This is a genomic window from Gallibacterium faecale, from assembly GCF_027920745.1.
In the GTDB taxonomy this organism is placed as follows: domain Bacteria; phylum Pseudomonadota; class Gammaproteobacteria; order Enterobacterales; family Pasteurellaceae; genus Gallibacterium; species Gallibacterium faecale.
The window spans coordinates 50201-71622 of record NZ_JAQIBB010000079.1 but is presented as its reverse complement, the minus strand read 5'-3'; the positions used below and the strand labels follow the sequence as shown (position 1 = coordinate 71622).

20 protein-coding genes are annotated in these 21422 nt (G+C 37.5%); 12 read left to right on the top strand and 8 right to left on the bottom strand.

Annotation, left to right across the window (positions count from 1 at the left end):
- Positions 1-26: 26 nt before the first annotated feature.
- Positions 27-1394: a GntP family permease gene (locus PF272_RS09255; RefSeq protein WP_271142520.1), complete on the bottom strand. Its 1368-nt coding sequence runs from the start codon at positions 1392-1394 to the stop codon at positions 27-29.
- A gap of 313 nt (positions 1395-1707) precedes the next feature.
- On the opposite strand from PF272_RS09255, the gene PF272_RS09250 reads away from it, so the two are divergent.
- From PF272_RS09250 to PF272_RS09240, 3 genes are all read left to right on the top strand, one after another.
- Positions 1708-2229 carry a gluconokinase gene (locus PF272_RS09250; RefSeq protein ID WP_271142519.1) on the top strand — a complete coding sequence of 174 codons (522 nt, stop codon included), beginning with the start codon at positions 1708-1710 and terminating at the stop codon, positions 2227-2229.
- A gap of 10 nt (positions 2230-2239) precedes the next feature.
- Entirely contained in the window at positions 2240-4042 is a 1803-nt protein-coding gene (gene edd, locus PF272_RS09245; RefSeq protein WP_271142518.1) for a phosphogluconate dehydratase, read from the top strand.
- 155 nt (positions 4043-4197) lie between these two features.
- Entirely contained in the window at positions 4198-5118 is a 921-nt protein-coding gene (locus PF272_RS09240; RefSeq protein WP_271142517.1) for a LysR family transcriptional regulator, read from the top strand.
- Here the strand turns inward: PF272_RS09240 and PF272_RS09235 are convergent.
- The 7 genes from PF272_RS09235 to PF272_RS09205 form a co-directional block, all read right to left on the bottom strand.
- On the bottom strand, positions 5085-6572 hold the full coding sequence (locus PF272_RS09235; RefSeq protein WP_271142516.1) for an AbgT family transporter: 1488 nt from the start codon (positions 6570-6572) through the stop codon (positions 5085-5087). The genes PF272_RS09240 and PF272_RS09235 overlap by 34 nt on opposite strands.
- A 3-nt stretch (positions 6573-6575) precedes the next feature.
- Positions 6576-7745: an amidohydrolase gene (locus tag PF272_RS09230; RefSeq protein WP_271142515.1), complete on the bottom strand. Its 1170-nt coding sequence runs from the start codon at positions 7743-7745 to the stop codon at positions 6576-6578.
- Between the two features lie 93 nt (positions 7746-7838).
- A complete protein-coding gene (locus PF272_RS09225) occupies positions 7839-8594 on the bottom strand; it encodes a Nif3-like dinuclear metal center hexameric protein (RefSeq protein WP_271142525.1) in 756 nt (251 codons plus the stop codon).
- A 16-nt stretch (positions 8595-8610) separates the two neighbouring features.
- A complete protein-coding gene (locus tag PF272_RS09220; RefSeq protein ID WP_271142514.1) occupies positions 8611-9798 on the bottom strand; it encodes a multifunctional CCA addition/repair protein in 1188 nt (395 codons plus the stop codon).
- A complete protein-coding gene (locus tag PF272_RS09215; RefSeq protein WP_065237284.1) occupies positions 9798-10403 on the bottom strand; it encodes a TIGR04211 family SH3 domain-containing protein in 606 nt (201 codons plus the stop codon). Before PF272_RS09215 ends, PF272_RS09220 begins: the two co-directional genes overlap by 1 nt.
- Before the next feature lie 102 nt (positions 10404-10505).
- On the bottom strand, positions 10506-11765 hold the full coding sequence (locus tag PF272_RS09210) for an inorganic phosphate transporter (protein WP_271142513.1): 1260 nt from the start codon (positions 11763-11765) through the stop codon (positions 10506-10508).
- A gap of 27 nt (positions 11766-11792) precedes the next feature.
- Entirely contained in the window at positions 11793-12473 is a 681-nt protein-coding gene (locus tag PF272_RS09205; protein WP_065239469.1) for a TIGR00153 family protein, read from the bottom strand.
- 161 nt (positions 12474-12634) lie between these two features.
- Between PF272_RS09205 and PF272_RS09200 the strand changes: the two genes are divergently transcribed.
- The 9 genes from PF272_RS09200 to PF272_RS09160 all read left to right on the top strand — a co-directional run bounded on the left by PF272_RS09200 (position 12635) and on the right by PF272_RS09160 (position 21411).
- Positions 12635-13687 carry a CYTH domain-containing protein gene (locus PF272_RS09200; protein ID WP_271142512.1) on the top strand — a complete coding sequence of 351 codons (1053 nt, stop codon included), beginning with the start codon at positions 12635-12637 and terminating at the stop codon, positions 13685-13687.
- Between the two features lie 4 nt (positions 13688-13691).
- On the top strand, positions 13692-15062 hold the full coding sequence (gene radA / locus PF272_RS09195) for a DNA repair protein RadA (RefSeq protein ID WP_065239471.1): 1371 nt from the start codon (positions 13692-13694) through the stop codon (positions 15060-15062).
- A 193-nt stretch (positions 15063-15255) separates the two neighbouring features.
- Positions 15256-16005 (top strand): 30S ribosomal protein S2, encoded by a 750-nt coding sequence (rpsB, locus tag PF272_RS09190; RefSeq protein WP_065233957.1) that lies wholly within the window; start codon positions 15256-15258, stop codon positions 16003-16005.
- Positions 16006-16135: 130 nt separating this feature from the next.
- Entirely contained in the window at positions 16136-16990 is an 855-nt protein-coding gene (tsf, locus tag PF272_RS09185; protein WP_065237279.1) for a translation elongation factor Ts, read from the top strand.
- A gap of 132 nt (positions 16991-17122) precedes the next feature.
- Positions 17123-17851 carry a UMP kinase gene (gene pyrH, locus PF272_RS09180; protein WP_065233955.1) on the top strand — a complete coding sequence of 243 codons (729 nt, stop codon included), beginning with the start codon at positions 17123-17125 and terminating at the stop codon, positions 17849-17851.
- Positions 17852-17925: 74 nt separating this feature from the next.
- Positions 17926-18483, top strand: coding sequence for a ribosome recycling factor (frr, locus tag PF272_RS09175; protein WP_065237278.1), 558 nt, complete (start codon positions 17926-17928; stop codon positions 18481-18483).
- 76 nt (positions 18484-18559) lie between these two features.
- Positions 18560-19747, top strand: a complete 1188-nt coding sequence (ispC, locus tag PF272_RS09170; RefSeq protein WP_271142511.1) for a 1-deoxy-D-xylulose-5-phosphate reductoisomerase — start codon at positions 18560-18562, stop codon at positions 19745-19747.
- A gap of 59 nt (positions 19748-19806) precedes the next feature.
- On the top strand, positions 19807-20532 hold the full coding sequence (gene uppS, locus PF272_RS09165; RefSeq protein WP_271142524.1) for a polyprenyl diphosphate synthase: 726 nt from the start codon (positions 19807-19809) through the stop codon (positions 20530-20532).
- Positions 20533-20544: 12 nt separating this feature from the next.
- Positions 20545-21411, top strand: coding sequence for a CDP-archaeol synthase (locus PF272_RS09160; protein WP_271142510.1), 867 nt, complete (start codon positions 20545-20547; stop codon positions 21409-21411).
- Positions 21412-21422 lie beyond the last annotated feature (11 nt).

Sequence of the window (21422 nt, the reverse complement as noted above, 5' to 3'; positions counted from 1 at the left end):
CATACTATTTTATTTAAAAAACTAATTTATAGGAAGATACTTGCGATAGAAACAATGGTAAAACCAACGACACCAAGAATTGTTTCTAACACTGTCCAAGTTTTAAAGGTGGTTTTGGTATCCATTTCTAAGAAACGGCTGATTAACCAGAAACCTGAATCATTGACGTGAGATAATACAGTTGCACCAGAAGCAATAGAAATCACGATAAAGCAAAGATCAAATTGACTTAAGCCCGGTGTTGCTGCAATGGTTGGTGCCATTAATGCTGCGGTAGTGGTTAAAGCAACAGTAGCAGAGCCTTGGGCAACACGTAAACAAGTTGAGATAACGAAAGCAGCCACGATAACTGGTAAACCGGTATTAGAGAGTGTTTGTGCAAGTACATCACCAATACCACTCGCACGTAATACACCACCAAACATACCACCAGCACCTGTTACTAATACGATAGAACAGATTGGACCTAATGCGCTATCGCAAAGTTTTTCGATTTGTTCTTTAGTACGTTGGCCTTTTAATAATAAGATGGATACTAACAACGTAATTAATAATGCTACTGGCGTTTTTCCTAACATTCTAAGAATTTCAACCCAAGTTTGTGACCCATCAATCGCTTTAATAGTGCTAAGTGTATTTAAGCCAGTATCCAAGAAGATTAAGCAAAGTGGTAATAACAGAATGAATAAGACTTTACCAAAGCTAGGCACTTCTAAGTTCGCAGTTTCTGATACGACATTTTTACTTAAGAATGTGGTTGGAAGTGGAATATGGATGCGTTTACCGATAAATTGACCATAGAGATAACCGCCAACATACCAAGTTGGAATGGCAGTGATTAAACCCACGATTACAAGTAAACCCATATTTACTCCAAGTAATTCACCAGATGCAACTGGACCTGGATGTGGTGGTAAAAATGCGTGCATTACCGCAAAAGCACCAGCAGCAGGGAACGCATATTTTAATGTTGAATCTCCAAAACGTTTTGCCACACTAAAGATTATCGGTAACATTACAACTAACCCAGCATCAAAAAAGATTGGGAAACCGAATAAAAGTGAAGCGACACCTAATGCAAATGGAGCACGTTTTTCGCCAAATTTATCAATAAGCGTATCTGCTAATACTTTTGCCCCACCGGTAATTTCGAGTAAACGACCGATCATTGCACCTAAACCAACAAGTAAAGCAACGGAGGCAAGGGTATTACCAAAGCCGGTTAGCATTGTTGGTACAATTTTCGCAAATGGGGTGCCTGTTGCGAGCGCTGTTAATAAACTAACGAGTGTTAATGCAACAAAGGCATGAATTTTAAAGCGCATAATTAAAACTAATAATGCGGCTACTGCACAGAGTGCAATCAACAGTAGCGAAGTTGCATCATGAGCCATAGTGAATTCCTCCGAATGAAGTTTTGAGTAAAAAATAAGATGAATATTTTTTGGATGTTGCAAATGTTACCGATAACCAAGAAAAATAAAAGAGGATAACCTCTAAATTTTGTAAAAGTGAGATCTGGATCATATTATTTATTATATTTAGATTATTTTTTATTCATATTGTATTCTTTTTAGTCATTTATCCTATTTATTGACAAAGATCACAAAAATTTTATAGAAAATTAAGCAGATGTTGAATGTTACCGATAACGTGATAAGATGTTGCCAATTTTTAGAAATTATCCAATTAATGATGAGGTGTGTTATGTCAATCGGCAAAAGTTTTATTCTTATGGGCGTATCAAGTACAGGTAAAACCAGTGTAGGTACAGAAATTGTTAAACAATTAGGAATGAAATTAATTGATGGGGATGATATTCACCCTCGTGCCAACATTATTAAAATGCGTGATGGGCATCCGTTAAATGACGAGGATCGTGCACCATGGTTAGAACGTATTCGTGATGCAGCATTTAGCTTAGAACAAAAATCAGAAAAAGGGATTATCATCTGTTCAGCATTAAAGAAAAAATATCGTGACCAAATCCGTGAAGGGAATAAGGATGTGAAGTTTATCTACCTTAAAGGGGATTTTGATCTGGTGTTATCTCGGATGCAAAAACGTCAAGGCCACTATATGAAAGTGGATATGTTAAAAAGTCAATTTGCGACATTAGAAGAACCTCAAGCTGATGAAAAAGATGTGATTCATATTGATATTAATGCCCCTTTTGAAACTGTCGTTGCTCGTTGTGTTGCCGCAATTAAACCGTTTTTAAATGAATAAGGTGCAAATAATGAATCCAATTATCTCTGAAATTACACAACGGATTGCCCAACGTAGTAAGGCAACACGTCAGCAATATTTACAACGGATTGAGCAACAATTAGCGCGTGGTAAAAGCCGTGCTCATTTAAGTTGTGGAAACTTAGCACATACTGTGGCGACCTGTTGTCCGGCACAGAAAAAGACAATCCTTGACTTTACGACTATCAACGTGGGAATTGTGTCTGCCTATAATGATATGTTGAGTGCACATGCACCTTATCTGGACTATCCGGCGCAAATTAAACAAGTGCTTAGCGAATTGGGACATTCTGCTCAAGTTGCTGCCGGCGTTCCTGCAATGTGTGATGGGATTACGCAAGGGCAAGAAGGGATGGATCTTTCTCTGTTCTCACGTGATTTAATTGCTCAAGCAACAGCAATAGGACTTAGCCATAATACCTTTGATGCCACTTTGTTATTAGGGATTTGCGATAAAATTGCACCCGGTCAATTAATGGGCGCATTAGTGTTCGGACATTTGCCTACTGCGTTTGTACCATCAGGCCCGATGTCAACGGGGATTTCGAATAAAGAGAAAGTGGCAATTCGTCAGCAATATGCGGCGGGCAAACTGGGTAAAGAGGCATTACAAGAGATGGAAAATGCAGCTTATCATAGTAATGGAACTTGTACATTCTATGGTACAGCTAATACCAACCAATTAGTGTTTGAAGCTATGGGCTTAATGTTGCCTGGTTCAGCTTTTGTACCAGTAAATAGTCCATTACGTCCGTTATTAACTGAGTTAGTTAGTAAACAGATGATTAAAATTAGCCATAATGGCAGTGATTTCCGTCCATTAGCGAAAGTGGTTGATGAAAAGAGTTTAGTGAATGGCTTAGTTGCCTTATTAGCTTCAGGTGGCAGCACCAACCATACAATGCATATGGTCGCGGTTGCACGTGCTGCTGGTTTTATTATTAATTGGGATGATTTTGCTGAGCTTTCTAATGTGGTGCCACTATTAGCGAAAGTCTATCCAAACGGACCAGCGGATGTGAATGAGTTTCATCAAGCAGGCGGAGTGCCATTATTGTTAAAACGTTTAGCAGAACGTGGGCTATTGCATTTAGATGCGACTCCAATTTATGGCACGATGCAAGACTATTTTGCACAACCAACTTTAGTTGATGGCAAGATTGTTTATCAACAAGTGAACGAAACGGCAGATCCAAATGTTATCGCACCAGCTGGTTGTGAATTTAGTGCACAAGGTGGCTTAAAAGTTGTAGATGGTAATTTAGGACGTGGTGTGATTAAGATTAGTGCGGTTGCGCCGGAACACCGTAAAATTACTGCGCCTGCGATTGTGTTTGAAGATCAGGAAGATGTAGTTAAAGCCTATAAGCAAGGGCAATTACAACAAAATGCTGTGATCGTGGTACGTAATAGCGGCCCTGCGGCTCGTGGTATGCCAGAGTTACATCAACTGATGCCAATTTTAGGTAACTTAATGGAGCAAGGTTTACAAGTGGCGTTAGTGACTGATGGCAGACTTTCAGGGGCTTCTGGTAAAGTGCCGTCGATTATTCATGTATCACCTGAGTCTTATAAAGGTGGTCCATTAGCGTATTTACAATCTGGTGATATGATTGAAATTGATGCAGAAGCAGGTATCTTACGTTGTTTAACTGATTTACAACAGCGTAGTGCAGTTAAAATTGATTTATCAGCAGATTATCAGTTGTCAGGAAGAGAGTTATTTTCTCTGTTTAGAAAAAATGTCTCTTCTGCAGAACAAGGAGCTACGATTCTTTATCAGGAAGATTAAGGAATAAATAACGAAAAGTTTCCTCACATAGTGGTTTAAGATAAATACCTCGCAATGGCGAGGTATTTTTTTATCTTATTAGCTGATAGGGTTATATATTTTAATTAACATTGCTATTATTTTATTTACTACTTATTAGATATAGGAGTAATAAAATGGAAATTAGTTACCGACAATTAAAAGCTTTCACTTTGCTGGTGGAAGAAAAAAATATGCAATCGGCAGCAGAAAAATGTTTTATTACTCAATCTGCTTTAAGTCAGTCGATGAAAAGGTTAAGTGAGCAATTAGGATGCCCACTTTTTATTCGCCAAGATAATAAATTGGTTCCTACAGAAAAAGGGAAATGTTTTTACCTGGAAGCGAAAGAAATTGTAGGACGTTTAGAACGTTTTAAATTAGAAATAGATCAGTCAAATTTTACTATTTCCAGTTTATATTCGTTAGCTGCTTCATTCATTCCTATGGCAATTTTTCAAATACAGAAAAAGTATTTGAATACAAATTTTATTCTTTTAGAGACGAAGTATAAACAAATTGAAATGGAAGTACGCTCAGGTATAGCAGATATAGGCGTGACAATTATTGATCCAAATTGGACTGATCTAGAAGGATTACCATTATTTAATGATCACTTATGTTTTATTTGTAATGAAGAACATCCATTAGCAATGAAAAAAGAGGTAAGTTGGGAAGAAGTTTATCCACTAGTGAATATTAGTGTAGCGCCGGAGAATTCAATTAGATATTTGGTGGATGAAACTTATCAACAATTAAAATTGGATTATTCACCTCAGTTTAATATTAATCGTGCTGAAACGATAATTGGTATGGTACAAAATAATTTAGGCTGTTCAATTCTTTCATCTACATTTGCTTTTTTAAAACAACATGAGAAAGTTAAATTTATTCCATTAAACTTGCCAAAAGTATTAAGAACCATTGGCATAATAAAAAGAAAAGGGCATCATCATCCGATGATAGCCGCTTTTCATGAAGCTAGTTTAGCTTTATTACCAAAATGGGATGCAACAATAAATGATTACATTGGGCCTATTGGTAAACCAAGCGCATAGTAAATTAAAAATAGTGCCATCCAACTAAAGAGCAGTATGATCGCATAAGGAAGCATCATAGCCAAAAATGTACCAAAACGGACTTTATTTGAGTATTGGGCAATAATAGCTAATATCATTGGCATATAAGAGTTAGTTGGCGAGATAACATTAGTCGTTGAATCACCAATACGATAGGCCATTTGAATAGCCTCAGGTTCTATACCCAATAAGACAAATACAGGCACAAAGACGGGAGCCATCATTGCCCATTGTGCTGAACCACTAAATACAATGAGATTGATAGCCGCTGCAGAGAGGGTTAATCCTGCAAGCATTACAATAGGTGGAAAATTTAAATGCATAAAGAAGTTCGCCAATGTTACGGCAAGATAAGTAGATAAGTTTGTCCAATTAAACCAAGCAATAAATTGGGCAATAACAAATACTAATACAATATAACTACCGGCACCTCGCAAAGATTTAGCCATGAATTCTGGAATATCTTCAGCACTATTCAACTTTTTCGCGATAAATCCAAATAATAGTGAACAGCTTAAGAAGAAAGTAATTAGTATTGGGATAATTCCATTTAATAGCGGTGAGGGAACTAAACCACCCGATTTATTACGTAATGGAGAACTATCAGGATAAATAAATAGTATAAGTAATAATATAAAAGCTAATGCAAATATTCCGGTTATTTTTAGCGCTTTATATTCTTGTTCCGTCACATCATGAATATCTTGAGTATGTGTTTTTTGAATATCATCAAGTTGATGAGCAAATCTAGGTTCAATAATTTTTTCAGTAATGAATGTACATATAATGACTAAAAATGGAACAGAAACCAACATAAAATACCAGTTTGCTGCTGGTGTAATTTGTTTATCAGAAACAGATTTTATAACTTCATTGGTAATTCCAGATAGTAAAACATCGGTGCCCGCAATAAAAATATTTGCTGTAAATCCGGCTGCAACAGCAACAAATCCAGCAGCTACGCCAACAACAGGATTTCTTTTAGTGGCAAGAAAGATAATTCCAGCGAGAGGTGGAACTAAAATAAATGCAGCATCTGAGGCAAGATTTCCAATAATTCCAACTAGAAATATACTGGCAGTCACGAGTTTTTTTGGTGTATTTAATAATAATGCTTTAATAGCAGCACTGGCTAATCCAACTTCTTGCATAAAACCAATCGCTATCATCATACATAACACCAAACCTAAAGGTTTAAATGAAATAAAATTCTGCACAGTAGAATTTAAAATATAAAGTAATCCTTCTGTGCTAATAATACTTTTAACTGCAACAACCTTTTGTGTAGCAGGGTGAATAACACTACTATTGCTTAGAAATAATGAAATTATTGCAATTGCAATACATAAATAAATAAACAGAAAAAATGGATGAGGAATTTTATTTCCTAAATGCTCAATTCTATCGGCAAATGTTTTTGATGTGGTAGCCATAATTTACTCCTTGCGATAAGAGTGGATAACTTCGACGAAATAAGCTGCACCATAAGGAATAATTTCATCATTAAAATCATAGTGTGGATTATGTAATGAAGCGCTGTGTTTACCATTACCTAAGAAACCGTAACAGCCTTTGACAGCCTTCAGAAAGAAGGCAAAATCTTCACTCCCCATTAAAGGGGCAACATCAGTGATAACTTTAGAAGAAACTTGTTTTGCCGCATTAATTGCAATATCAACTTCAGTATTATGGTTTACTGTTGGTGGATGACTAATGGCACCTAGTTTAAACTCTGCTTGCATATCAAATGCTTGGGCAACATTTTTCACAATTCTTTCTAAACCATCGATTACTTGATTACGAATACTATCGCTATGTGTTCTGAATGTACCAACAATATTGGCTTCGTCAGCAATAACATTTGATGCTTCGCCGCATTGCATTTGGGTCACAGAAATGACTACAGGTTGTAGAGGATCAAATGATCTTGCAGTAAAACCTTGGATTGCTTGATAAATTGTACTGGCTACCAACATGGGATCTTGGGTTAAATGCGGGATAGCAGCATGTCCACCTTTTCCTTGAATTCGAATATAAAAACGATCGGAACTTGCCATAATACTGCCTGTACGAAAGCCAAATTCACCAACATCTAAATGGGGCATGTTATGTAATGCATAGACCGCCTCTACCGGATAATGTAATAGAACGCCATCAGAGATCATTGTTTGAGCTCCGCCTAATCCTTCTTCAGCAGGTTGAAAGAAGAGAATCGCTTTTCCTGGGAAATTTCTATGCAAACAAAGATATTTTGCTGCCATAAGTAACATGGTGGTATGTCCATCATGCCCACAAGCGTGCATTTTGTTGCTGTTGTTAGATTTATGTTCAAAGTGATTTTGTTCAGTGATAGGTAAGGCATCAATATCGGCACGTAAACCAATAGCCGGCCCACTTTGATTACCTTGGATAACGGCGACAACCCCAGTTTTAGCAAATTGAGTATTGATCTCATCAACGCCATATGAGGTTAGTTGTTCAATGATTAATTTCTGTGTATTGATTTCATTAAAACCAATTTCTGGAAATTGGTGTAAGCGATGGCGTAACTGTGTTGCTTCAGCTTGCCAAGTTGAGATTTCATCAAAAATTAAAGATTTAGACATATAACCTCCTAATAAGTGATTTACTAGGAAGTTATATTTATGTGAAAAATATGTAAAATTAATTTTATTAATAAGTTAATTAGCTAAGCTTAATTACGCTGGATTATCAATATCTTTAAATTCTACATCTAATGGATAATTCTCTGCTAACCAAGTGGATAATGCCTTAATGCCATAGCGTTCAGTCGCGTGATGGCCGGCGGCAAAAAATTGAATATTTTGTTCTCGTGCGGAATGTACGGTTTGTTCTGAAATTTCACCAGAAATAAACGCATCACAACCTTTGCTAGCAGCAAGATCAATGTAACCTTGTCCACCACCAGTACAAAGGCCAATTTTACGAATTGGTTGGTTCACATCATTCGCACAATGTAAGCAGGTACGATTTAATACTTGATTAATCCGTTGTGTAAATTCAGCCCCTGATATAGCTTGTGGCAGATTTCCCCACATTGGAATGGAATTAGGTGTATCTTCTAAAGGAAAGAGTTCGGTAATCCCTAGTAATTTAGCAAGTTGAGCATTATTACCTAAGGTTGGGTGCATATCTAATGGAAGATGATAGGCATATAGATTAATCTCATTTTTTAATAATGTTTGAATGCGTTTGCCTTTCATACCACGAATACAAGGATTTTCACTCTTCCAGAAATAGCCGTGATGCACAATAATCGCATCAGCGTTTACGCTCACTGCATAATCTAGTAATGCTTGAGAGGCAGTTACTCCAGTAACAATTTTTTGAATCTGTGGTTTACCTTCAACTTGTAAACCGTTAGGCGCATAATCATTAATTTTGTCGCTATTTAGTAACTGATTAAGTACTTGTTCAAGCTCAAGATGATTGATCATTGTATTTTATCCTTTAATTTGCAGTAGAAATTGCTAATACTCGGCGTTGATAAAGTTGTTGTTTAATTTGTTGCTGACGAAAGCCAGCAGCAATAATTTGCTGAACATCAACCGCTTTGGCGCTTTGATACCATTGTTGCCACTGTTGTTGCTGTTCTAAACTAAAATCAGGCAATACCGCACGATAAATCAGACATAAATGCGCTAATCGTTGCGGTTTTCTCCAACAATCAAGTTGATCGAATAAGTCGATAATTTGTGCAGCAGAAAGTGTGTGAGTTTGTGCAAACGGCATTACAAATTGTAATGCTAAGACAGCACTTTCTTGGTAGATTGTGGGGATGCGATAACGCTGACATAATTGTTTAATCTGCTGTTGATAGGCAGCGAGGTTTTGTTCAGAAAACGAGTCTGTGATAGGCAACGATAACATTACCGCGAATAAAGCAAAACGTGCGGTAAGTTGTTCTGAAATAGGAATGTCTGCGGAAGTAGTGAGTGTATTTAAACGAGCAAGTGCTTGTTCTAGTGGCAGATTCTGAACTTGAAAAAGAGGTTGTAACTCGGCAAATAAAAGCTTCATTGCTCCGATCTGTTGTAAAACATAGAAATAGATTTCTGGATGTGCACAATTCAGGGCTTTTTCGGTTTCTAGCCAAACTCGTTCAGGCGTTAAGGCCTGTAATTCACCACTAGCTACCATAGTTTTCATTAAAGTTAAGGTTTCTGCTGCAATCGTAAAACCTAAATCATAAAAACGTGCAGCAAAGCGTGCTACACGTAAAACTCTTAATGGATCTTCACTAAAGGCTGGGGAAATATGACGTAATTTTTTTTGGTGTAAATCCTGAATACCGTGATAAGGGTCATACAAATTGCCTTGTAGATCTTCAGCTATTGCGTTGATAGTGAGATCACGGCGAATCAGATCTTGTTCCAGTGTAATTTCTGGGGAGAAATCACAATAGAAGCCAGTATAGCCTTTACCTGTTTTTCGTTCTGTACGTGCAAGTGCGTATTCCTCTTTGCTATGAGGGTGCAAAAAAACAGGAAAATCTTTACCGACTTGTAAAAAACCTTGTTTTTGTAATAAGTCAGGTGTTGCATGGACAACCAACCAATCTTTATCTTTCACTGGTAAACCAAGTAAACGATCGCGAACCGCACCACCGACTAAATAGATTTCTGGTTGTTGTACCATTACCAACGATCTCTACGGCGTCTAGGAATTAAGACTGGAATAATTAAACCAAGAATTAACCCTGCGGCTAACACTGAACCACCATAAATAAACCAACGGATAATAATGCCGCGCTTTTCTGAGTCAAGCATCGCTTCTAGGTCTTTATTTTTATTTTTCAGAATATCAAGCTGGCGATTGAGTTGTGAATTTTGTTCAAGCAGTTCACTACTTTGTTTTTCTGCTTGTTGAGTACGACGTTGCATTTCGTTAGTACGTTGCTGCCAGTCGTTATTGATTTGATTAAGTTTTAAAGTCAATTCATCAATTTTTTTCTGTAATGTTGGAACTTGTTCTTTGCTGCTTGGTGTATTGCTTAATTCACTGGTTAATAACCAACCTTCACGATTACGGCTATCTCGAATTTGGGTGTATTTATCTTTTTGTTCTAACACAGTAACGGCTTCACCTGATTTAATGGTGCCAACAATTTTGAATTGATCTCCAGCACCTTTTCTTAAATAGGTACTTAAATTTTCTGAAACATACTGAGTTTGTGCAAAGGCACATTGGCTAACAATGACAAGGGTAGAGAAAATCCCTAAAAGGCGAGAAAATTTTTTCATAACTTCGTACTTTAATTGTTTGATGATTACTGTTTTTAAACAAGATAGGAAGATTTATCACTAGATGTGGATGTTCCACACCTAGTGAATTGGATATGTATTTTACAATAACACAGCTTTAAGGGTATAGAAAATAATAATTGAGAATACCGCACCTGCAGGTAACGTAATAACCCAAGAAGAGATAATATTACGAATAACCGTTAGATTCAGTGCAGCAATACCACGCGCAAAACCAACCCCTAATACAGCACCTACCAATGTTTGTGTAGTCGAAATTGGTAAACCTGTACCAGAAGCGAGAATTACGGTAGTTGCGGTAGCAAATTCCGCTGAGAAACCACGACTTGGTGTGAGGTCTGTGATCCCTGTTCCGATTGTCCCCATTACCTGATGTCCCATAATGGCAAGACCGCAGATAATACCTAATGCACCTAATGGTAAAATCCACCAAGCTAATTGAGTTTTACTTGCTACGATGCCTCCATTTTCAACAACAGAAACAACAGCAGATAAAGGTCCAATAGCATTAGCTACGTCATTTGATCCGTGTGCAAAAGCCATAGAACAAGCAGTGAGTAACATCAGAATACGGAATACTTTTTCTACACCACCGAAACCACTATCAGCTTGTCTTTCAAAAGACGCACTGCGTAAATAGAAACGGCAAGCAATAATAGCAATTAATGAGAAAAGTACAGCAAGACCAAAGGTTTCTAAATTATCTAGATGTAAACCAACGTGTTTTAACCCTTTTTTAATGGTAACTAATGAGATAATGAAAACGGTTAATCCCATATAGTAAGGACCATATTTTTTCGCATTACTTAATGGTGATTCAGTATCAAAGATTAAACGTTGTGTACTGGTGAAAATCGTATAAGCAATGATTCCAGCGATGATTGGTGTAATGAACCAGCTACCTACGATACCGAGTAAACTGTGCCAATCAACTGCGTCAGTTCCTACAGTAACACAAGCAAAACCGATAATTGCACCGATAATAGTATGTGTCGTAGAAACAGGCCAACCTACACGAGAAGCAATTAATAACCATACTCCAGCAGCTAATAACGCCCCCATCATCCCTAATACTAAAATTTCAGGTTGATTAATAAACAGCGTTGGATCAATGATGCCATCTTTAATTGTTTCAGTTACTTCACCACCCGCTAAGTAAGCGCCAGTACCCTCAAAAAACATCGCCACTAAAATAGCTTGGCGAGGTGTAATTGCTTTTGAACCAACTGAGGTCCCCATTGCATTTGAAACGTCATTTGCGCCAATCCCAAATGCCATTAAAAAACCGAAGATTGCAGTCAGAACCACCAGCAGAGTACTGTAATTAGATAAGGTTTCCATAAATAATCCTCATATTGAAAATGTTCATTAAGAACGCGCTAACATTAATTCAATACGTGAACCTACACGTTGTGCTTGATCGGCTAATACGCCTACCCATTCAATGACTTTATATAAGAAAACCATATCAATTGGATTGTAAGAATCTTCTAATTCTAATAGCTTACGACGCAATAAGATCTGCATATGATCAGTATCATCTTCGATTTTATCGAGTTCATTGATCATATCGTTAACAAAATTTACTTCACGTCCTCTAAATCCAGTTTCAAGTAATTGATCCATTTCATCAATTACACGGCGAGCTTGGTCGCTAGAATCTAAACTACGGCGTACATAAGCTAAGAATTCAGTTTGAATTTGTTCTGGTACCTTTAATTGGCGACCAATGACACGACCTGAAATATCTTTTGCATAATTAGCAAGTTTGTCTAATTGTGTCACTAATTCTAATAAATCGGTACGTTCTACTGGCATAAATAAGCCACGAGGCAGTTTTAAACGAATTTCACGTTTTAATGAATCTGCTTGTTTTTCTAATTCAGAAATTTTATTGCGTAATTGTTGTGCTGTTTCCCAATCATCTGCATAGCAAGCTTCAAAAAATGGGATTAACATTGCACAAGCTTCATTAACTTTTGTTGAGTGCTTTTGTAGAGGTTTAAGAGGGGATTGGGCAAATAGACCAAGAATGTTATTTATTGCCATAAACATCTCCTTAATTGTGAGTTTGTAAGCAAGTTTTCAAATATAAAGCTGGCGCGAATTTTACAATAGACCTTTTTGCAGTTACAAGATTTAATTTTAGGCAGTTACCAAAAAATTTGCTAAAGTAACCTTCTTTGAGAGTTAGCGATGAGAAAACAAAAATGTCACCAGAAATAGAACTAAAATTATCAGCAAATCAAGACGTTATTAATAGCATAAAGCAAGAACTCAGCCATTTTAAATTAATTAAACAGCAACAAGTTTTTAGTCAAAATAGCTATTTTGATACGCAGGATTATTTTTTCTCAACTCAAAAGATGGGGTTACGTGTAAGAACGGAGAATGATACCTATACGATGACCTTAAAAACTGCAGGGAAGGAACAAGGTGGCTTACATATTCGACCAGAATATAATGTGGCATTAACCGAACCTATGCCTAATCTAACGCTATTTTCACAATATCCTGAATTACAACTTGCGCAAGATTATCAAACCTTACAAGCAACTTTACAGCCAATTTTTAGTACCAATTTTCAGCGTGAATACTATGTATTAGAAACCGGAAAAGGCACGCAGTTAGAAATTGCGATTGATCAAGGCAAAATTGAAGCTAATCAGCAACAAGCGCCCATTAGTGAAATTGAGATTGAACTGAAATCAGGTGAAATCACAGATGTATTAAATTTTGTGCAGAATTTGTTATTTTTAGATGGTATGCGGATTGGGCAAGAAAGCAAAGCGGAACGAGGTTACCAACTTGCTGGATTGGGTAAAACATATCAATTAGTATCCATTGATGATTGGCGTCATCTTTTAGAAACTAAATTTTCATCAGCAGCAGAACAGTTAGAAGCTTTATTACAATTTGAGTTACGTTTGTTAAAACGGTTAGATAAATCACTTTCAGGTGAATTAGCACAAGAGGCTTTTGCTGTAACAGAATTAATTGGCTTGTTCTTTAATCTTTACCAATGCTATTGCAATGAAACTGCGTTGTTTAATCAATTAAGTGAACAGTCAAGCGAACGAGCGGAATTAGTCAGCGAATTACAAGAGGTAAATCAACTGTTTTATCAACAACTTCGCCAAATTATTGCTCGTCATGTGGAGCAACAAGATCACCACAAAGCAATAGATCAACTCTTTGAATTAACTTCTCGTGGCAAATATCTACAAAGAATAATCAATTTATTAAAACTTACCTTGAAATAAGATTATGGCAAAAGTAAAAACAGCATATGTATGTAATGATTGCGGAGCGGAATATGCGCGTTGGCAAGGGCAGTGTAGTGCTTGTCAGGCATGGAATACCATTACCGAAGTTAGACTAGCAACAACACCGACCAAAAATGATCGCTTTAGTGGTTATGCGGGAGCGAGTGGGAGTAAGGTTCAAAAATTATCGGAAATTAGTTTGTCAGAATTACCTCGTTTTGGCAGTGGTTTTAATGAATTAGATCGTGTATTAGGCGGTGGAATTGTGCCGGGGAGTGCCATTCTGATTGGTGGACATCCGGGCGCAGGGAAAAGTACCTTATTGCTGCAAGTGATGTGTGGTTTAGCACAACAAATGCCAACGTTATATGTGACAGGTGAAGAATCATTACAACAGGTGGCGATGCGAGCTAAACGCTTAAATCTGCCGACAGAGAATTTACAGGTTTTATCGGAAACATCAGTAGAACAAATTTGTCTGCACGCAGATCAATTACAGCCAAAAATTATGGTAATTGATTCAATTCAAGTAATGCATTTAGCCGATATTCAATCCTCACCAGGGAGTGTGGCTCAGGTACGCGAGTGTGCCTCTTTTCTCACACGTTATGCGAAGACCAAACAAGTGGCGATTATTATGGTGGGGCATGTAACGAAAGATGGAACCTTAGCTGGGCCGAAAGTATTGGAACACTGTATTGACTGTTCTATTTTATTAGAGGGGGAAGCAGATTCCCGTTTTCGTACATTGCGCAGTCAGAAAAATCGTTTTGGTGCGGTAAATGAGTTAGGGGTTTTTGGTATGACTGAGCAAGGATTAAAAGAGGTGAAAAATCCTTCTGCAATCTTTTTAAGTCGAGGTGAAGAACAAACACCAGGCAGCTCAGTAGTTGTATTATGGGAAGGAACAAGACCGCTGTTAGTTGAGATTCAGGCATTAGTGGATCACTCTATGTTAGCCAATCCAAGACGAGTTGCTGTGGGGTTAGATCATAACCGAGTAGCGCTGTTATTGGCGGTTTTACATCGTCATGGCGGCTTACAGATGGCGGATCAAGATATTTTTGTGAATGTGGTTGGTGGGGTAAAGGTCAGTGAAACCAGTGCGGATTTGGCTTTATTGCTTGCATTAATTTCTAGTTTTCGTAATCGTGCGCTACCACGAGATTTAGTCGTGTTTGGTGAAGTTGGCTTGGCAGGTGAAATTCGTCCAGTGCCAAGTGGTCAAGAACGAATTAGTGAGGCGGCAAAGCATGGCTTTCGTCGTGCGATAGTGCCTTATGCGAATCGACCAAAAAATCCTATCGATAATATGCAAGTTTTTGTAGTGAAGAAATTGAGTGATGCCCTGCAAGTATTAGATGGCTTTTAAATAAAATATTTCTCGATAAGCATTGGTTTTTAGTACGTTTTATGGTATAAAACGCACCGCCTTTTTGTCGTAAAATTTTTGAAAGGCAAATTTATTATTTCACACACATATCTATACTAACAATCGGGGTGCCAAACGGTCGATTGTCTAGGGGTATGTGGAGGCTAAACCCCAATTAAATAAGGAAAAAATTATGGCACAAGTTACAATGCGTGAAATGCTACAAGCTGGCGTTCATTTCGGTCACCAAACTCGTTACTGGAACCCAAAAATGAAACCATTCATTTTCGGACCACGTAATGGCGTTCATATCATCAACTTAGAAAAAACTTTACCTATGTTTAATGCAGCGTTAGAAGAGTTAAAACGTATTGCAGCAAATAACGGTAAAATTCTTTTCGTTGGTACAAAACGTGCCGCAACTGATCCAGTACAAGCAGCAGCATTAGATTGCCAACAATACTATGTTAACCACCGTTGGTTAGGTGGTATGTTGACTAACTGGAAAACAGTTCGTCAATCAATCAAACGCTTAAAAGATTTAGAAACTCAATCTCAAGACGGTACTTTTGATAAATTAACCAAAAAAGAAGCGTTAATGCGTACTCGTGAGATGGAAAAATTAGAGTTAAGTCTTGGCGGTATCAAAGATATGGGCGGTTTACCAGATGCATTATTTGTTATTGCAGCTGATCACGAACATATCGCAATCAAAGAAGCAAATAATCTTGGTATTCCTGTGTTTGCAATTGTTGATACTAACTCTGATCCAGATGGCGTTGATTATGTGATTCCTGGTAACGATGACGCAGTAAGAGCAATCCAACTTTACTTAACTGCAGCAGCAGACGCTGTTAAAGAAGGTAAAGCACAAGCTCAAGGTGCAGTTGCAGAAGAAGCTTTTGAACAATTAGCAGCAGAAGCGGAAGCTAAAGCAGAATAATCTTATTGGGATCTAATAAGGTTAAATCCCTTATTAACCACAGTAAACTCATTGGTTAGCAGGGGACTCATTAGGGTTCCCTGTTTTATATAAAATGTGGTCTTATTTGACACAGAAAGAGGATTTAAAAATGGCTGAAATTACAGCATCATTAGTAAAAGAACTTCGTGAACGTACTGGCGCAGGTATGATGGAGTGCAAAAAAGCACTTGTTGAAGCTAATGGCGACATCGAATTAGCAATTGACAATATGCGTAAATCAGGTCAAGCGAAAGCAGCTAAAAAAGCAGGTCGTGTAGCAGCAGAAGGTGTTATCATCGTGCGTATTCAAGACGGTTACGGTGTTGCTGTTGAAATGAACTGTGAAACTGACTTCGTTGCAAAAGATGCAGGTTTCTTAGGATTAGCAAACAAAGTTGCTGATTATGCATTAGAAAATAAAGTAACTGATATCGAAGTATTAAAAGCTCACTTTGAAGATGAACGTGCAGCATTAGTTGCAAAAATCGGTGAAAATATGAATATCCGCCGTGTTGCAGCAATCAATGGTGCAGCAGTAGGTTCATACTTACACGGTGCGAAAATTGGTGTATTAGTTGCAGCAGAAAATGCTGATGAAGAATTAATGAAACACGTTGCAATGCACATTGCAGCAAGCCGCCCAGAATATGTAAATCCATCTGATGTTCCAGCAGAAGTTGTTGCTCACGAACGTCAAATCCAAGTGGATATTGCAATGCAATCTGGTAAACCACGTGAAATTGCAGAAAAAATGGTTGAAGGCCGTATGAAGAAATTCACTGGTGAAGTTTCTTTAACTGGTCAACCGTTTGTAATGGATCCATCAAAAACTGTTGGTGATTTATTAAAAGAAAAAGGTGCAACAGTTGTTAACTTCATCCGTTTAGAAGTTGGTGAAGGTATCGAGAAAGTTGAAGCAGACTTTGCAGCTGAAGTTGCAGCAATGTCAAAAACTTCTGCTTAATAGCTAAGTGAAAAAAGCGAGGAAACTCGCTTTTTTTATAAGCTGAAAATATAACCAAGTATTTCACTAGGCGAAGGAAGCTAGGTAAATTATTTGCTTATATTTTCACAACAACAAAAGAAGGAAAATCAGATGAGTCAATTAAAACCAGTATATAACCGTATTTTACTGAAACTAAGTGGTGAAGCATTACAAGGTGAAGAAGGCTTTGGGATCGATCCTTCTATTTTGGATCGTATGGCAGCAGAGATTAAAGATTTATTAGAACTAGGTGTTCAAGTTGCTGTTGTATTAGGTGGTGGAAATCTATTCCGTGGCGCTAAATTGGCGAAAGCTGGAATGAATCGTGTTGTTGGTGACCATATGGGAATGTTGGCAACCGTGATGAATGGCTTAGCAATGCGTGATTCATTACATCGTGCGGATGTCAATGCAAAATTAATGTCAGCATTTCCACTTAATGGTGTTTGTGATAGTTATAGTTGGGCACAAGCGATTCGTTTGTTAAGACAAGGTCAAGTTGTGATTTTTTCTGCAGGTACAGGTAACCCATTCTTCACTACAGATTCTGCTGCTTGTTTACGTGGTATAGAAATCGAGGCGGATGTTGTCTTAAAAGCGACTAAAGTAGATGGGGTTTATGACTGCGATCCAGCGACTAATCCTAATGCAAAATTATATTCACAATTAACTTATCAAGAAGTATTAGAAAAAGAGTTAAAAGTGATGGATTTAGCTGCGTTTACGCTTGCGCGTGACCATGGTATGCCAATTCGTGTGTTTAATATGAATAAACCAGGTGCTTTACGTCGTGTCGTGTTAGGTGAGAAAGAAGGCACTTTAATTACAGATAAAAAATAGATTTAAAAAAAGTGTTACATTAGTTAAAATTCGGCGGCAGTTGTTATTCGAGTTAAATTAAAAAGGAATATAGTGTGATTAAAACAATTAAAGATGAAGCGCAACAACGTATGGAAAAAAGCGTAGAAGCGTTAAAAAGTCAAATTTCTAAGATTCGTACTGGGCGTGCGCATCCAAGCCTATTAGATGGTATCCATGTCGAGTATTATGGTGCAGCAACACCATTACGCCAAGTGGCAAATGTGGTTGCTGAAGATGCTCGTACATTAGCAGTCACTGTATTTGATCGTAGCTTAATCTCAGCAGTAGAAAAAGCAATTATGGCTTCTGATCTTGGGCTAAACCCGGCGTCTGCGGGAACAACTATTCGTGTTCCATTACCGCCATTAACCGAAGAACGTCGCCGTGATTTAACTAAAGTTGTACGTGGTGAAGCAGAGCAAGGTCGTGTTGCGGTACGTAATATCCGTCGTGATGCGAATGATAAGATTAAAGCGCTATTAAAAGATAAAGAAATTAGTGAAAACGAAGAACGTAAAGCGCAAGAAGAGATCCAAAAATTAACTGATCTTTATGTGAAAAAAGTTGATGAAGCATTAGCTGAAAAAGAAAAAGAGCTAATGGATTTCTAATTTTTTCTTTTGGTAACTGGCGATCCTGTTCGCCAGTTATTTTTTTGTTCCCTCAATATAAGCCGCACATACTATTATGAAAAATATCATTATCTTAGGTTCTACTGGTTCTATTGGACAAAGTACACTTTCTGTAATTAAACAAAACAAGCAATATCAAGTTTTTGCTTTAGTTGCGAATAGCAATGTAGAGTTAGTGACGAAACAGTGTTTAGAATTTGAACCTGTATTTGTGGCGATGGCTAATCACGATGCAGCGAAACAAGTTGCAGAGAAATTGAAACATCAAGGTTGTGCAACAGAGGTAGTCGCTGGTGAACAAGCGATTTGTGAATTAGCAGCCCATGAAAAAGTAGATATGGTAATGGCAGCCATTGTTGGTGCAGCTGGATTGTTACCAACATTATCTGCAATTAAAGCTGGTAAACGTATTTTATTAGCAAATAAAGAATCTTTGGTAACTTGTGGCCAAGTGTTTTTAGATGCAGTGAAAAAATATGGTGCGACTTTATTACCTGTGGATAGTGAACATAATGCGATTTTTCAATCATTACCAGTAGAAGCACAACAAAATATTGGTTTTTGTGATTTGGCTGGACTAGGTATAAGTAAAATTGTTCTAACTGGCTCAGGTGGCCCATTTAGAACAAAACCTTTAGATGAGTTTGAGAGTATTACGCCAGCTCAGGCAATAGCTCATCCTAACTGGTCAATGGGAGCAAAAATTTCTGTTGATTCAGCTACGATGATGAATAAAGGATTGGAATACATTGAAGCGCGTTGGTTATTTAATGCAAGTGCGGAACAGATGGAAATTATTATTCATCCACAATCAATTATTCACTCTATGGTGCGTTATATTGATGGAAGCGTGATTGCACAAATGGGTAATCCTGATATGCGTACCCCGATAGCAGAAACAATGTCTTATCCACAGCGGATTGTGTCTGGCGTTGCACCATTAGATTTCACTAAACTCACTGAATTAACGTTTATGGCGCCAGATTTTCAACGTTATCCTAATCTCAAATTGGCTATTGAAGCGTTTGAAGCAGGGCAATATGCGACAACGGCAATGAATGCTGCAAATGAAGTGGCTGTAGATGCTTTTTTACATGACAGAATTAGCTTTACCCAAATTGCACAATTAAATCGCTTTGTGGTCGAAAAAATTCCAAGCCAAGCTATTACGGCGGTAGAGGATGTGTTAGCCGTTGATAAAATCGCCAGAGAAATAGCGAATGATCGGATTTTAAGTTTTTAATTAGTGGCTTGCGTGGTATATTGTCGCTCGACGTGAGCAACATTATTTTAAATTATTATATGGCGTTAGATCCTGAGAATATCCCACAACACGTTGCTATCATTATGGATGGTAATGGTCGTTGGGCAAAACAAAAAGGCAAGTTAAGAGTGTTTGGACACCGTAATGGTGTACAAGCGGTAAGGCGTGCCGTTTATTATGCTGCACAGACAGGAATTAAATATTTAACTCTGTATGCCTTTAGTAGTGAAAATTGGCAAAGACCTGAGTCAGAGGTTAATGCATTAATGGATCTCTTTATAAGAATGTTAGATCTTGAGGTGAGTAAATTACATAAAAATAATATTCGCCTGAAGATTTTGGGGGATACTTCCCGTTTTAGTGAAGGTTTACAAAAACGTATCCGTCATGCAGAAGAGCTTACTCAACATAATACCCAATTAACTTTAAACATTGCTGCCAATTACGGTGGATGTTGGGATATTTTACAAGCGACGAAACGTATTTGTAATGATGTACAAGCTGGTCATTTAGCTTTACAGCAATTAGATGAAAATAAGTTTGCAGAGTATCTGACAACTGCGGATCAACCGATGGTTGATTTATTGATCCGTACCAGTGGTGAACAGCGAATTAGTAATTTTTTATTGTGGCAAGTGGCCTATGCAGAACTCTATTTTACTGAAGTATTATGGCCTGATTTTTCAGAAAAAGAGTTTGAAGACGCATTAGATTTTTATCAACAACGAGAGCGCCGTTTTGGCTCTCTTTCTAAACAATCATAATAGGAGTTTATTTTGTTAAAGGCTCGAATCTTATCGGCACTGGTATTAGTTAGCCTAGTATTTATTGTGTTGTTTGTGTTTCCACCCCTATTATTTGCTTGTACCTGTGCATTATTAATTGTGCTAGCCGTTTGGGAATGGACACAATTTGCCAACATTAAACAACCTATTTTACGTTGGATTATTACAAGTATTGCCGCTGCATTTTTATATCTATTTATATATGCCAATAGTGATTTTATCGCTAGTGGTAAGATTTTAAATAATGTGTCTGAATTATTAATTGTGTCATCCTTAATTTGGTGGATTGTTGCCTTTATTTTGGTAATGACTTATCCGAAAAGTACGGCTTTTTGGGGAAATTCGACTATTGCTCAAATCTTATTTGCTTTCTTCACATTAGTTCCTTTCTTTTTAAGTTTACTTGCGCTCCGTTTTTATCATTACAATAGTAGTGCTTATCAAGGTATTACTTTATTACTGTATGTATTTTTATTGGTATGGGCAGCAGATACTGGAGCTTATTTTGCAGGAAGAAAGTTTGGTAAGCATAAACTTGCGGAAACAGTTTCACCCAAGAAAACGTGGGAAGGGGTTATTGGTGGAATTGTCCTCACGGTGATTGTGGCTGCAATTTTCTTAACGATTACCCCATTATATGAAGCAACTCGCTTATCTTTTGTGGAATTAGTTTCTGTTTCCGTATTAACTGTTGTTGTTTCTATTTTAGGTGATTTAACTGAGAGTATGTTGAAACGCCACTGCGGTATCAAAGATAGTAGCCAACTGATTCCAGGACATGGTGGGATTTTAGATCGTGTTGATAGTTTAACTGCTGCGTTACCAGTGTTTAGTGCATTCTTCTTTATTTTAACTTGATCGGAATTGAG